Raw genomic sequence first — 13,714 nt, forward strand, 5'->3', positions numbered from 1 at the left:
TTATTTCCTTCTCAAATAGGTTTGAATTGTTCTTACAACAAAAATGCTACCATTTACTAAAATTGGTGTAACCATCCACCTTGTGGTTATTTTATCCATCCACCACCAAATCAAGGGCAAGAAAAAGAGACCTCCCAAAAAATGAAGATCTCTCACATTGAATGTCACTTATATAGATGCAGATAGTAAAGCCTTTCAAATTGAACCCATCGCTAGCCTAATTGTCAGCCCAATTCGTGACCAGTAATGAGAATATATCCGACCAAAAAGACATTTAATGCTAAAATAACGCCAGTGGACAGCCAAGCTAGCCATTTGACCCACGTTCGATTTACAAACTCGCCCATTTTCCTTTTATCGCTTGTAAATAATACGAGTGGAATAACCGCAAATGGAAGTTGCAGGCTAAGTACCACCTGACTCCATAAAAGCAAATCACCTGTTCCTCTCGAACCAGCTATCCAAGTTACAATAAACGCTGGAACAACAGCAATTAAACGTGTAATAATCCGACGAAGCCAAGGTGAAATACGTAATTGGATAAAGCCTTCCATGACAATTTGTCCTGTTAGGGTTCCAGTTATTGTTGAATTTTGACCGGATGCGAGCAATGCAACGGCAAATAATGTACTTGCAATACCAACACCTACAGTCGGACTCAAAAGCTCATAGGCGCCTTCAATTTCAGATACATCCAAGCCAGTTCCATGAAAAGCTGCTGCTCCGAGAATGAGAATAGCGGAATTAATCAAGAAAGCAACAGTCAGAGAAACGGTTGAATCAAGCACGGAAAACTTAAGTGCCTCCTTGCGCCCTTCCCGATTACGTTTATATTGTCGGGTTTGAACAATGGACGAATGCAAGTACAAATTATGTGGCATCACGGTTGCTCCTAAAATCCCAAGGGAAACAAACAGCATTTCTGGATTTGTAACAATTTCAACCTTAGGTATATAACCGGATAATAACGCTGATACCTCTGGCTTTGAGATGATCAATTCAAAAGCAAATACACCAAAGATCGTTGTCATTAGCACGATAATGATTGATTCAATAATTCTAAATCCCTTTTTCTGGAGCATTAATAATAGCAAAACATCAAGCGTGGTAATGACAATACCCGCTAAAAGTGGGATACCAAACAATAAATGTAGGGCAATTGCAGAACCGATCACCTCTGCCAAATCGGTGGCGATAATAGCAAGCTCAGTTAACATCCAGAGAACAAAAGCTGTTTTTTTACCTACCGAATCACGAGTAGCTTGCGCCAAATCCCGACCGGTAACAATCCCCAGCTTAGCTGCCAAAGATTGAAGTAGGATGGCGATTAAGTTAGAAATGAGTATCACAGACAGCAAGGTATAACCAAACCGCGCCCCGCCAGCAATCGACGTTGCCCAGTTTCCCGGATCAACATAACCAACGGCTACTAACGAACCAGGACCAGCAAAAGCTAAAAATTTACGCCAGAACCCCGCCTTGCTAGGAATGCGCACGGAATTATTCACTTCTTCTAAGCTTACATTGGAACTTCTCTGTAACCAACCGCTATTATCTTTTGCTTCTTCGACTCGAGCATTCATGTTTCTTCCTCCTACTAAAATTGCGTAAAGGAAATTATGTTTCCTTAGGGAAAAAATATATGTAAAAAAAAGTACACCGATTGCGTGTATATATTAATATAATACGTCCACATCGTTTCATTTGTAAATATTTTTTTAACCTTATGCAACTTTTTGTCTCAAAGGAAACTTTCATCCTGATTAAAAATGATCAACCTGTTGATCCATGCATTCCAAGCCTTTTAACCGCATCTTATAAACCCAAAACCCTCTGTCATAAAAATAGAACAGAGGGCTTCAGAATTACATATTGAGAATCATGCATAATACGGTTGCTGGTAGCTAATCGAGATATGCTACTTTCTATTACGGCTAATCCTTCAACGACTACAGAGGCCCCCAGCCAATTTACTATCTACATTTGTAACTGCCTTCTCTGGCTAGCTTCTCTCCCTCTTCTCTCTTTGTACAACTCCCACTGTCTACGTAACGTTTTTCTTTGCTAGACTTTTTTGTTTGCCATTTGCTAGGCTCGTCAGAATCATCCCAATTATAACCACAATCATTCCAAGTAAAGATAACCCTCTGGGGAATGATCCATGTAATAAAATCACTTCACCAAGAACGGTAAAGATCATCGTTCCAGATTGCGTGGATTCGACTGCTGCAAGCAATCCCATATTGTTTTTGGCCATATCTGTTGCTAAGAAGAAAAGAATACTTGCTATCACTCCAGAGAATAGAGCCAGCAATATGGCCTGAACAAATTGAGTTCCAGTCGGTAACCCCACCGTAACCGTTCCATAAATCCCCAAAAGAATTGCAATTGGCAAACTACTAATTGCCATTCCTAATGTACGCTGAAAGGTATCGATTCTTCCCTCACACAGCTCCATCATTTTACGGTTACCCAATGGATATAAAAAAGCACCGATTATAACGGGTATAAATCCTAGCAAAAATGCCTGAGCACTTAAATGGCCTGCTTGATTTACCTGCATGAGAATCACACCAAGTAGAATAATGACAGAAAAACGCAAGCTTTTAAAAGGAATCGCTTGCCGCACTCTCGTCTGACCTTTTAAGGCTGGTACTGTTACAAAAAATATAGGCGAAAGCAATGCCCCCGCTACAATCGTGACTTGCCACGTCCCTGATGTTAACCAGGATGGACCATAAACCGCCGCAAAACTTAATAATGAATAAAAGCCAACACCACCTGCTGTCCCCCATAATAACCATTGGAATGGATGCTTGGCCATTTCCCGAAATAAATCTCCTAGATTTTTTCTAAACAATACGATAAGAAAAAGAAAAGGAAGGGCTAAAATAAACCGTAAAGATGCCGTCCAAGCCCAACTAGTTCCCCCAAGATTCATGGCTCGATTTATGATAAAGGTAGCTGAAAAAAACAATGATGATAATATCCCAACTAGTACTGCTCTCATTTTTATTCACCTCTTTTTATCTACTATGGTATATTATATTATTCTTTCTATGTAATAATGTAAAGTAAAATATATCTTATGATTGAATAAAAAATGTAATAGAAAGTACTTATAAATAGGAATCCTCTCTTCATTTGATATAGTATAATATATAAAAATAAGAAAAAAGTAAGCTAAACATCGAAAAGGGTGTATTTATATATGGGTTCTACTAAAGATGAAACAAAAAAACTAATTCAATTTGTAGGTACTACACTTCGAGAGATTAGAAAGGAACAGAATTTAAGCTTAGAGGATTTAGCGGCAAAGACTGGGGTCAGTAAGCTGACGCTTGGAAATATTGAACGAGGTGAAACCAATCCAACGCTAGGGATGCTGTGGAAAATTTCAAACGGTCTTTCTGTACCGTTAATGACTCTCTTAAAACCGGAAAATGAAATTAATATTTTACGTGCTGGACAAGGACCACAATTTTCAGAAGAGGGTCAGGCATGGGTACTCGAACCATTGTTTAGTGATACTAGGGGAGGTATTGAGATGTATCGTGGCTTCCTACAACCTCATTGTCGGTATGAGCCTGAGGCCCATCATCCTGGAACGATCGAGATTGCTACCGTAATGGCAGGAGAAGTTCAATTAACGATTGGTGAAGCCACTTATACACTTAACAAATTCGACACCATTCAGTTTACAGCGAGTGAAAAGCATGTTTACACGAACGTACGGGATGAACAGGTTGTACTCCATTTAACCATTAGCTATAAATAGCTATTGATTGTACGTAGTGACCCTGCCTATTTTTAGTATATGTATACCTATTTCTAGTAAAAAGGAAAGTGCCAGTAATGAGCTGGCACTTTCCTTACGTTTTCATGCTTGTCTAGTATTCTTTATATCAGCTCCTATTTACGGACTAGCTCACTATGTCAAACTAAAGCTCGATCACTCTTTTTCCTGTATCAAGAACCTTTTCCGCCAAAAAGTTCCCCTTCAAGAAAGCTCTCACTCCCCGCCACTTCTTATCTATCCATTAGTTATTTTGTTCACGCTTTCATCTATTGATTGAAAGGAAAAACATTATGAACGCCCTTACCAATCTTGTCTTCTATCTGAATACGCTCTTTTAAAAAACGCTTACTTATTCCCCCTTACTCTCCTCATTTAGTGTATGCCATGCACTCGTGAACATCGGCATTGCATAGCTTTTCTACATGATCCTACATTCCACAATTTTACGTTCAGATTTCTATGCTTATCGTGATTTTTTTCTTACAAATGAACGGCTAAAAGTAACTTTGACAAATATATTTTTCGCTATTCAATTCACAGAAAACCAAATGATAAAATGTTTTCATTAAAAATAAAAACAAATTATCCCAATGTGAAATTTGTTATTGATAAAAGGGAGGTTTTTCTCTTCATTACGCACGTTTTTCCTTATTGCTAGGTATGATTTCAAAGACGTACGACTTTGAGAAAATATACTTGGATTAAACCGTAACACTCAAATACTCCACAGAAAAGAGATGATACCATGAAGTTACCTAACATGTATAAATGTTTGATGGCAACTGCCCTTCTCGGTCAATTTGCAACCTATCCAGAAATATCACATGCGGCTTCACACGAAAAGGAAGTAGTAACTACACCAGATGCTAGTTTTAAAGGCTTAATAGGCTACTATTTTAATGATAAAGAATTAAAACAGACTGCTCTGATCTCGAATTCAGAGACAGGCGATTTATCCATTGACAGCGATCAACTAGATGACATGTTGCCTGAGGAATTGCAACAGTTTCAATCTGCCATGTGGAAAGGATTTATTAAGGTAGAAAAATCAGGTGAATATACGTTCTCCACGTCTGATAATGACCACACCATGCTATGGATAGATGATCAACAAGTCATCGATCACTCCTCCTCTACGCAAAAAATCGAATTAGAAAAAGGGAAGCTTTATAAAGTAAAAATCACTTATCAGCCAGAATCCGCTTCCGCTAACGAATTTGGCTTACAGCTTAACTGGATTACTCCACAAGGAAGGGAAGAAATCATTCCAGAGGGAAATCTACTGCTTCCTGACATAAAGAATCAACCAGAGAATGAATCTAGCAGAAAAAAAAGAAGTATTTCAGCTTCTGACGACGGAGTTGAAGATAGTGACGGTGACGGCATCCCTGATTCCTTAGAAGTTGAGGGATACACCTTGGATGTTAAGAATAAAAAACTTATCCTGATGCCTTGGATTGAAAAAGTCCATGGAAAAAAACGCACGAAATCTGGTGCTCCACTAACGAAATATAAATCATCTCCATTGAAATGGAGTACCGCTTCCGATCCGTATAGTGATTTTGCCAAAGTATCAGGAATGATTGATAAACAGGTACAAGTGAGAAATCCATTGCTTGCTGCATATCCTAATTTACAAGTTCATATGGAGAAATTTATTATCTCGAAAAATAGACATGAAACGCTAGAAAATGGCGGGAATACAAGTAGTTCAATCAGTGGAAGTACTTCTACAAGCAATACTAATTCAATAGAGGTTTCTGTTGGAGCTGAAGTCCACGCTTCCCTCTTTAATTTTGGTGGAAGTGTATCTACTAATTTGAGCGCCAGCAATTCACAGACCGTAACCATTGATCGTTCAAGTTCTGAGAGTTTAGGGAAAAACTGGTCCAAATCCTTAGGCCTAAACGCAGGAGAGGCTGCCTATTTTAATGCGAATATCCGCTATGTGAATAGTGGTACGGCACCTATTTATGATGCAGCACCTACTACCTCACTCGTGCTAGGAGATAACGACACCATTTCAACAATTAAAGCAAAAGAAAACCAACTAGCAAATGTAGTGTTACCGGACCGTTTTTATCCAAATAAAAACCAAGCAGCTATTTCTCTACAAACCAAAGACGATTTCGGTTCTAGCCCTATTACAATCAATAAAGATCAGCTTGATAAACTAGAGCAAACACAGCAAATGCGCTTGCAAACAAATCAGGTTTCCGGTTATGTAGGAGTAATTGATCCTAAAACAAAATTAGTATCAGTTGATAAAGAGAAGCAATGGAGTCATATTATCCCTCAAATTGAGGAAACTACTGCTCGATTGATCTTAAAAACAGATGATTCAGAGACAGAAAGACGAGTAGCTGCTGTTGATCCTGACGACTACACCGAACAAACGAAGCCAGATGTTACATTAGGAGAAGCGCTCCAATTAGCTTTTGGTTTTGAGGACAAGGATGGAACCTTATATTACGACAATAAAAGTATAGATGAGTTTAAATTGGTATTTGATGAAGAAACTGCTGAAAATATAGAAAAACAATTAGAAGATATGGAATCAGAAAATATCTATGACGTCCAACTGCATGCTCGAATGAATATTCTAATCAAGCCGAATAATGATGAGCCTATTGATGAAGTTGAGGTATCTGGTTGGGAAGAATTTGATGGAGAAAAATATTACAATAGATTTGGCGTGATGCAAACTGGTTGGCAAACGATAGATGGGAAAAGATATTATTTTAATGAAAATGGTGCATTAGTACCCAACAGAGTAATTGAGGATGGAACCTATCAAATTAAAACAGCATTAAAGAATACAAGTCTAGTTGATTGGAATAGAAACGATAATAATATCACAGTGTGGGAAAAGAGCGATGGGGATAATCAAAAATGGAAGTTAGAATATGATGACTCTCATCAAGCCTATGTGATTCGAAGCTTAGAGAATAACGATAAAATTATGGCTTGGAATGCTTATCAGGATTCCACTAATGTATTTGCTACAGCGTTTGAAGGAAAACCCGAACATTTTTGGATTCCCGAATGGATTGATAATGACTTCTATATCTTAAAAAATAAGAAAGACCCTACTAAAGTGCTAGATGTAGATGGTTCAAGCACTTCAAACGGGTCCAACATTCAGGTACGTGATTACAAAGACACTGATAATCAAAAGTGGGAAGTAAAACTAGTGAAAGAAAGTTAAGTTGTCGATCATATAGGACAATGAACTGAACACGAAGTTGATACATTCTCCTCTCTCTATACCATAGATATCAAAAATAGCCCTCTTTTACATAGTAATCACATATTAGACTTACTAAAAAAGAGGGTTTTTTTCTTTTACTGTAGCGCACATAGATAGACGATGATCTATTTTTTACTGCCTATTCAACACACTATTATCTTTTAAGATTTACTACCTGTAAGGAGGAATTTAGATGCCACACAGAAATAAAATGTTGAAAGTCTTGAGTACAACTACTATGCTGTTAGCTTTAACAGCCGCTTCTCCAGCGTTTTCCCATATTACTTATGCAGCAAATGGAATACATGATGTAGAAGTTAAAAAGAAAGAGGATAAAGAAAAGAAAAACAAAGAAGATAAAGAAAAGAAAGAGCGAGAGAAAAAAGCCAGAGAAGAAAGAATGAAGGAAGTCATAAAAGGAATTGTAAAAGCAGAAGGTAACAAGGAAGATGAGCGACGCTTAGAAGATACCCAAGAACTATTAAAAAAACTTCCACCAGAAGCATTGGAAATGTATGAAAAAGCGGGAGGAAAAATTCATCTGACCGAAAAAAGTATTGCGGAAAATCCGTTAGTCGAAAAAATCAGTGAAAAAGACAAAAACATAAAAGATAGCGAAGGAAATGAAGTATCCTTAGATTCTCATGTTGTCTTTTCAATTGGCGGGAAGGAACCAGCTCTGATTATTCATACGGAAGAGTTTTCGGATAGCCACACAAAAAGCAAAGAAGTTTATTATGAATTCGGAAAAGCAATCGCTCGTGATACGTTTGAAGAAAAAACTTTTGTCAATGAAGCATTTATAGATGCTTTAGATCGTGTACAAGCAGACGAGGATGCAAGCGCATTACTCCTATCCCATTTACCAACTCATGAGGGGAAGTTTGATTCCGAATATGTGAAAGAACACATCGATGGCTTTCGCGAAGTGTTTGCACAAGCCTTTTCATATTATTATGAACCAACCTATCAGCCGGTATTAAAGACTTATGCGCCAGAAATGTTCAAGTACATGGATGAAATGAATAAAAATGGATTTGAAGAAATAAATAAGAGCGTAGATGCACCAGAAAAACAGCCAGAGCGAAAAGACTTCGAGGAAAACGTAACAGCGGCTGACACATGGTACAAAGAAATGTATAAGGATTATAGTCAAAAGCTCAAGCCTGAACAAAAATCTGCCATCCAATTATATACCACGCAAAATTATAAAACGATCAATAAAGGACTACGAGAGAACGATTTGCCTTTAGATAAGATTAAAGAAGTAAGAGATATGTCAAAGGCTTTAGCTAAGTCCCCTCTCTCAGAAGCAGGAACTGTCTATAGAAAAGTGGGAAAAGATGCGCTAGGTATTGACATAACAACTAATTTTAAAAACGAAAATGTTGTAGAGAAATTGAAAAATCAGCTAGAAGGTTCCATTAGAGAAGAAAAAGCTTTCCTTAGTACCTCAGTAGCGAACCATTTTAGTGAATCGTTTGATGCGAAAACAGTTTTATTTAAAATAAATATTCCAGAAGGAACGCATGCTGCGTATATTTTTGGTGATCTTGCCACCTATCAAGGAGAATCCGAACTAATCATAGATAAAGGTTCTTCTTACAGAATTGATAAAATTGACACCTACGAATACACGAAAAAGTCTGGCGTTAAACAAACAAATTTACTAGTAGAAGCAACATTACTTCCGAGCCACCTTGCAGAAAATGTCAATACAGCAGCAAGAGAATTAGACAGACAGGGTCTAAAAGAAGATATGATAGAAAAATTAATTGATTTAGATGAGTCTCTATCTGATCTGGATCGTCTATTAAAAAAATCAGACAAAATAGATAAGGAAGAAGTAGTAGAGTTTTTTAATACGATTGTAGGTAATCTCAGTCATGTTACTAAACAAGATGCTGCTATCCTGGATTCACTAGTAACAAGTAGCCGCAGCCAAGAAAATGAAGAATATCAAACTTGGCTAGAAGATGTAAAAACAATGTATAACCATTATGAAACAATGCAACAATTAGATGACAACGAAATCGTTGAATACGTAACTGATTTGAAGAGTAAATTAGATTCTATTACCAACTAAATAGACTTCAACCCGTTTTTCCGTAATCTATGCACCCCTAACGCTCAGCGGTAACCCATAAGGTTTTCCATTGACTGCTGAAGGGGTGTATTCTCTTATAAAGTCCGAGAATGGTTTTCTTAGTAATTTATAAGCCTCTATCATGCCTGCATAAGTAATACCACCTAAGTTAACTCCCTGACGAAACGATCTATTTATACGTAAAGAGCCTCCCTATCACCCACATTTTTACTCATACTTATGTCCCAGGAAATAGCGCGCCCCTTTACACGTTTTGTTAGCCCGTTTTTCTGCTTCCTATAATTGCTTATAATAAAACCTATTTTACTAAAGCAGGATGGAAAATGCTTGCAAGCTACTTCACAAGGTAACAAGCTGCGGATAAAAAAAAGGGACAACCCCTCCTTCTATCACTGGAGCACTTGTCCCAAAACAGTCATTCCTTCACTCTTTTTTTTAAAGCAAGAAATAGTTAAACCAAAATTATGTGCAACGCGGTACACCTAGCGATAGCAGAAAGTTTGCTAATGCTTCATTAATAGGTGTTCGAATTGTCACACCAGCAGCTGTGACAACTAGGAAAAATTGGCCATTTACTTCATCTATACAAGTAACTTCTACCATATTTTCACCTTCTTTCCGAGAGTATGCTACATACTATGAAAAGAAGGAATAAAATGATAGGGACAACCTCCTAATTGAGTTAATTTCAACGAATTTACTAGTGTAACTTCGTCTTTAAAAACTGTAAGTCTCATTTATCGCATTACTATCCTTTGAGGGACAAGATATCCTGTACATCGGTTAATCGACTTGATTTTACGTGTAATTGCCTTAGTTTCGTATGTGCCCATGTAAAAATCCCCTTCTTGCAGACCACGACCTGTTAGTGTTGCTTCAGGTCCACGTTATCTGTTGCATGAAGCGCTACTAGTATTTTGGTCCGATTTTAATCCATTCATTTACGAAGCTGCCGCATCTATTGCTTTTCCGTCCGTACCACGAATTTGCTCTGCTGTACGAATTGGGTAATTTTTGAATAACAGTGAGCCAATATATCCTGAAAGAATACCAGATACCATAATACATAAGAAACATAATGTCACTTTCATTGGATCGTTAAACCCGTACATAACCATAAGTCCTGCAATTGGCGTTGCAGTTCCGGTTGCATTATTAATCAGATCAAACATTGAAATAATAATTCCCGCCGTTGCTCCACCAATAAAATTCGTTACATATACCGGTATTGGATTGGCTGAAATGAGATCCGCTTGCGTTAATGGTTCAATCGAAACGGCAATTACTGTACGCTTATCTCCGAGTTTCATTCGTTTAAAGAAAACATAGTTCATAAAGGATGAGCTTGTTACCGCCAAGGCACCAATTGCCATCGGTAACCCTGTTAATCCGAGCAATGCTGTTAATGCCATTGAGCTTAACGGTGCAGTTGCAACGACTGTAATAATTCCCCCTAGAATAATTCCCATAATAATTGGATTGGCATCAGTTGATGATGTAATAACTGCACCGATTTGCTTCAATGTTACTGTTACAATCGGGTCCATTCCTTTTGCAATTAATCTTGTTAATGGTGCCGCAATTACAATACAAGCAATTAAATCTAATCCTTCTGGTACGCGTTTTTCAATTTGTTTTACTAAAAATGATATAAGGTAACCAGCAATAAATCCAGGCAGCAATCCAAAATTTAACACAGAAGCCCCTACAAGCATAGCATAAACAGGTGATACACCCATCGCTAAAGCAACCAAAGTTGCACCAGCTACTCCGCCGAGACTACCGGAAGATTGGCCAACCTCCTTTAAAAATGGTATACCGATTAAATCGCCACCAACGTATAGCTGAAAAGCTTCAACTAAAAAACTAGCAACTGCCGCACTTGCTAAAGCCCCCATAGCCTTCATTCCATTGGGTGCTTTAAAACTAAAAAGGGAAAACAGACTTAGTACAAATAATAGTAGTATCGTACCCTTAAGAATCTCCATGATATCAACTTCCTTTTAATCAGGTTTAGTATGAAATAATGCCAAAAATCTAGTTTTCAAATGATGAAGAATGATAATACGCCCTCATTATAGCTTGTTTATTAGCAAACGTTTACTTTTAGTTAATTTAAAAACTTCTGATTTAAATAGCATTCACTATTCTTACAATAAAATTACCGTAATGAATTACCAGTAAATAGGCAGTAAAAAGAGTAGGCTCTAGCTTATTCCACATAACATGATATCGAACGTGAGCAGCACATCCTCTTAAATCACCTACCAGAGCTATGTTAGTGCAACTAACATAACTTTCTATTAAGATTGATGTAAATGGTCTGAGAACAGAGTAAGATCTTCACAAAGAATATACTACGCCATAGAACTCCTTTTGTTTTCCCTTAAGTTCCCAGACCCTATGTAAAGCGAGACAGATTTGTCATTTATGATGATAGGAATACTGCTGACCAGCACGACTTGGTTTTTCTATCAAGGTACCAATCCTGTTCATTTCACGAAGTAAATTATAGGATGCTCAACTGAAAAATGAAAGCACCACCCGGCTTTAGAGAAGCATGTACCTTCTTAACAACTTCCCCATTCGATTCGATGTAGTGAAAGGCCAACAAGCTAGTAACCACATAAAATAGAGAGTTTATATATAGAAATTAGATCATTTTACCTGGTTCTTAGTAGGTCAACACCTAGTAAAAATAAAACGATTAGGTTTACAAAAAAGTCGTCTTCTACATTCATAGAAAACGACTTTCTTCACTAGATAAAAGTCCTCAGTGATTCTGTATATCCTTATGTACTTTACGCCAGTATTGTCTTGTTTTCTCGTCGCGTACAATGTAGCCAAGCTTTGCAAGTTCATTGCGAAGGTCTCTGATATCTTCCTTTTCTTTCTTCTCCAAAGCTATTTCTCGTGCCTTCATTAGAGCATTGGCAGATGCTGATATATCGGGGGTATCAAGGACCCAGCGCCGATACTCGTCTTTAAACGGGTCCCCTTCTGAAGACCAAGGATAACCATGCTTCTGAAAGGCATCACTTATTTTGATAGCTGATTCATCGCTTTGTTCTCGTACAAGCTCATATCCTGATTTATCGAGCATGACCAATTGTTTTCCATCCAAGAAAACTGTATCAATGTCTTTTAAGGCAATCGTCTGCTTATACTCATCCTTCTCTAATTGTACTTCCTGATTCGTAATCGTTAGGATAAGAGATTCTTTAACAACTATGTAAGCAAACACCAAACCAGCAAGTAAACCAATCACTGCCAACACGATAGTAGGCCAGAATCCTTGAAAGGAATTGATGAGTTTTAAAATTCCTCGGAATGGGACCCAAGGAAGTGTTAAAGCCCATGCCGCTATTTGAGGAAGAAAAAAACCAAGAACAAACCCTGCTATTCCGAATCCACCGTATAAAAAAATACCAATCATTTTGGTGTATCCAACAACTGTTTTTTGTCCATTCAATGATATCTTTGATGTTGTCATCTATTTTCACCTACTTATGTATGATGAGCCTACTTTAAATCACGTCTTGCGTAAGCGATGAACGATCGCTTCTCTTCTCCATTCATGTTGCTGTGCTTCTATACTGTTCTTCACTTCTTTTGTTCACATAAAAGCTCTCCCTTGAATTTTCGATTCAATAATCAATTTTTCGAACAATCAATCAAATGTTATCGTAAAATAATTTTCTAGTCAATTCACTGCATATTTCTAATTTATTTTTGTTTATGTAGGAGAGAATAATGGATTTTTCACTAGCACCATCCTATAAAATTGGATCAACAGTAGAAAAAGGAGGCTGCTAATTGTTTTACATAGCAGTATTTTTCTCTGTCAATTCGTTGATCTCCATGAAGGCGTTAGTTAAACGAAGCCATAAAAAAAAGGTTCTCACTCGTCCAATAAAATATTTTCGATTTTTATGTTTGTACCATATATTGAAATAACAATAAATCTTTGTGTCCAAATTGTTAACTTAACCATATATGGAAGGATATCCCTTTTTACCAAAGAATTATTTGTGTTGTAACAAAAAATAATTTTTAGGGAGTTGAGGCAAATGTTTAAAAAATTTGTTGTTGGTGCCCTAGCCTTAGGACTTATGAGTGGATTTGGCGGTAGTTTCGCGTCTGCGGCTACTTTAGATTCCGCTCAAGAGCAACAGATTGTTAAAGCACAAATAAGAACTGGAGATCTTTTTGTAGTTCCAGGTGGACAACCAGTGCCTTTGTATTCTATGCGTAATATTTCATATGTAGTGATATCAGGCAACTCACATTTAGAGGTATATAAAAATCCCTATAATCAAACATGGTACATGAGAGCTGATTCCCAATTCACCGGTGGTTATATTAAACTGCTTCTCGATGGAGAAGATGAAATAGTGTATAAAGTTTATAGAAGATAGGCTCTACAAAGCTCTCCTATTAAATGAAGGAGAGCTTTTCAATTCACTCTCGTACATGTCCCAAAAACCACCGCCTACTGATCCGCTGGAAAACAATAGTCCTTTCAAAAAGAAAACATCTAAAATGAAAAAGATCGCGC

At 37.4% G+C, this 13,714-nt stretch carries 9 protein-coding genes; 4 read left to right on the top strand and 5 right to left on the bottom strand.

Annotated elements, in window-relative coordinates; genetic code table 11:
* Window positions 1-224: 224 nt before the first annotated feature.
* Together GOP56_RS07260 and GOP56_RS07265 are read right to left on the bottom strand one after the other, a co-directional pair.
* Window positions 225-1,583, bottom strand: a complete 1,359-nt coding sequence (locus GOP56_RS07260) for an Nramp family divalent metal transporter (protein ID WP_096886808.1) — start codon at window positions 1,581-1,583, stop codon at window positions 225-227.
* A 461-nt stretch (window positions 1,584-2,044) separates the two neighbouring features.
* Window positions 2,045-3,010, bottom strand: coding sequence for a DMT family transporter (locus GOP56_RS07265; RefSeq protein WP_068791843.1), 966 nt, complete (start codon window positions 3,008-3,010; stop codon window positions 2,045-2,047).
* A gap of 201 nt (window positions 3,011-3,211) precedes the next feature.
* On the opposite strand from GOP56_RS07265, the gene GOP56_RS07270 reads away from it, so the two are divergent.
* The 3 genes from GOP56_RS07270 to GOP56_RS07280 all read left to right on the top strand — a co-directional run bounded on the left by GOP56_RS07270 (window position 3,212) and on the right by GOP56_RS07280 (window position 9,135).
* Window positions 3,212-3,778: a helix-turn-helix domain-containing protein gene (locus GOP56_RS07270; protein WP_163245250.1), complete on the top strand. Its 567-nt coding sequence runs from the start codon at window positions 3,212-3,214 to the stop codon at window positions 3,776-3,778.
* Window positions 3,779-4,544: 766 nt separating this feature from the next.
* Window positions 4,545-7,007, top strand: a complete 2,463-nt coding sequence (locus GOP56_RS07275; protein ID WP_163245251.1) for a binary toxin-like calcium binding domain-containing protein — start codon at window positions 4,545-4,547, stop codon at window positions 7,005-7,007.
* Between the two features lie 235 nt (window positions 7,008-7,242).
* Window positions 7,243-9,135: an ADP-ribosyltransferase gene (locus tag GOP56_RS07280; protein ID WP_163245252.1), complete on the top strand. Its 1,893-nt coding sequence runs from the start codon at window positions 7,243-7,245 to the stop codon at window positions 9,133-9,135.
* 483 nt (window positions 9,136-9,618) lie between these two features.
* Here the strand turns inward: GOP56_RS07280 and GOP56_RS07285 are convergent, their stop codons facing one another.
* The 3 genes from GOP56_RS07285 to GOP56_RS07295 form a co-directional block, all read right to left on the bottom strand.
* The gene (locus GOP56_RS07285; RefSeq protein ID WP_003344408.1) at window positions 9,619-9,759 is read right to left on the bottom strand and encodes a DUF3956 family protein; all 141 of its coding nucleotides are present in this window, start codon (window positions 9,757-9,759) and stop codon (window positions 9,619-9,621) included.
* 338 nt (window positions 9,760-10,097) lie between these two features.
* A complete protein-coding gene (locus GOP56_RS07290) occupies window positions 10,098-11,144 on the bottom strand; it encodes a PTS sugar transporter subunit IIC (protein WP_022586407.1) in 1,047 nt (348 codons plus the stop codon).
* Window positions 11,145-11,929: 785 nt separating this feature from the next.
* On the bottom strand, window positions 11,930-12,649 hold the full coding sequence (locus GOP56_RS07295; RefSeq protein ID WP_163245253.1) for a YqeB family protein: 720 nt from the start codon (window positions 12,647-12,649) through the stop codon (window positions 11,930-11,932).
* 577 nt (window positions 12,650-13,226) lie between these two features.
* Between GOP56_RS07295 and GOP56_RS07300 the strand changes: the two genes are divergently transcribed.
* Entirely contained in the window at window positions 13,227-13,574 is a 348-nt protein-coding gene (locus tag GOP56_RS07300; RefSeq protein ID WP_003335847.1) for a hypothetical protein, read from the top strand.
* Window positions 13,575-13,714 lie beyond the last annotated feature (140 nt).

The sequence above is a fragment of the Brevibacillus sp. 7WMA2 genome, from assembly GCF_010748895.1.
Taxonomy (GTDB): Bacteria; Bacillota; Bacilli; order Brevibacillales; family Brevibacillaceae; genus Brevibacillus_B; species Brevibacillus_B halotolerans.

What these genes read in the sequence shown, in the direction of transcription:
- GOP56_RS07275 (WP_163245251.1), top strand. Translation starts at nt 4,545, where the DNA reads ATGAAGTTACCTAACATGTATAAATGTTTGATGGCAACTGCCCTTCTC.
- GOP56_RS07280 (WP_163245252.1), top strand. Translation starts at nt 7,243, where the DNA reads ATGCCACACAGAAATAAAATGTTGAAAGTCTTGAGTACAACTACTATG.
- GOP56_RS07295 (WP_163245253.1), bottom strand. Translation starts at nt 12,649, where the DNA reads ATGACAACATCAAAGATATCATTGAATGGACAAAAAACAGTTGTTGGA.
- GOP56_RS07260 (WP_096886808.1), bottom strand. Translation starts at nt 1,583, where the DNA reads ATGAATGCTCGAGTCGAAGAAGCAAAAGATAATAGCGGTTGGTTACAG.
- GOP56_RS07265 (WP_068791843.1), bottom strand. Translation starts at nt 3,010, where the DNA reads ATGAGAGCAGTACTAGTTGGGATATTATCATCATTGTTTTTTTCAGCT.
- GOP56_RS07285 (WP_003344408.1), bottom strand. Translation starts at nt 9,759, where the DNA reads ATGGTAGAAGTTACTTGTATAGATGAAGTAAATGGCCAATTTTTCCTA.
- GOP56_RS07270 (WP_163245250.1), top strand. Translation starts at nt 3,212, where the DNA reads ATGGGTTCTACTAAAGATGAAACAAAAAAACTAATTCAATTTGTAGGT.
- GOP56_RS07290 (WP_022586407.1), bottom strand. Translation starts at nt 11,144, where the DNA reads ATGGAGATTCTTAAGGGTACGATACTACTATTATTTGTACTAAGTCTG.
- GOP56_RS07300 (WP_003335847.1), top strand. Translation starts at nt 13,227, where the DNA reads ATGTTTAAAAAATTTGTTGTTGGTGCCCTAGCCTTAGGACTTATGAGT.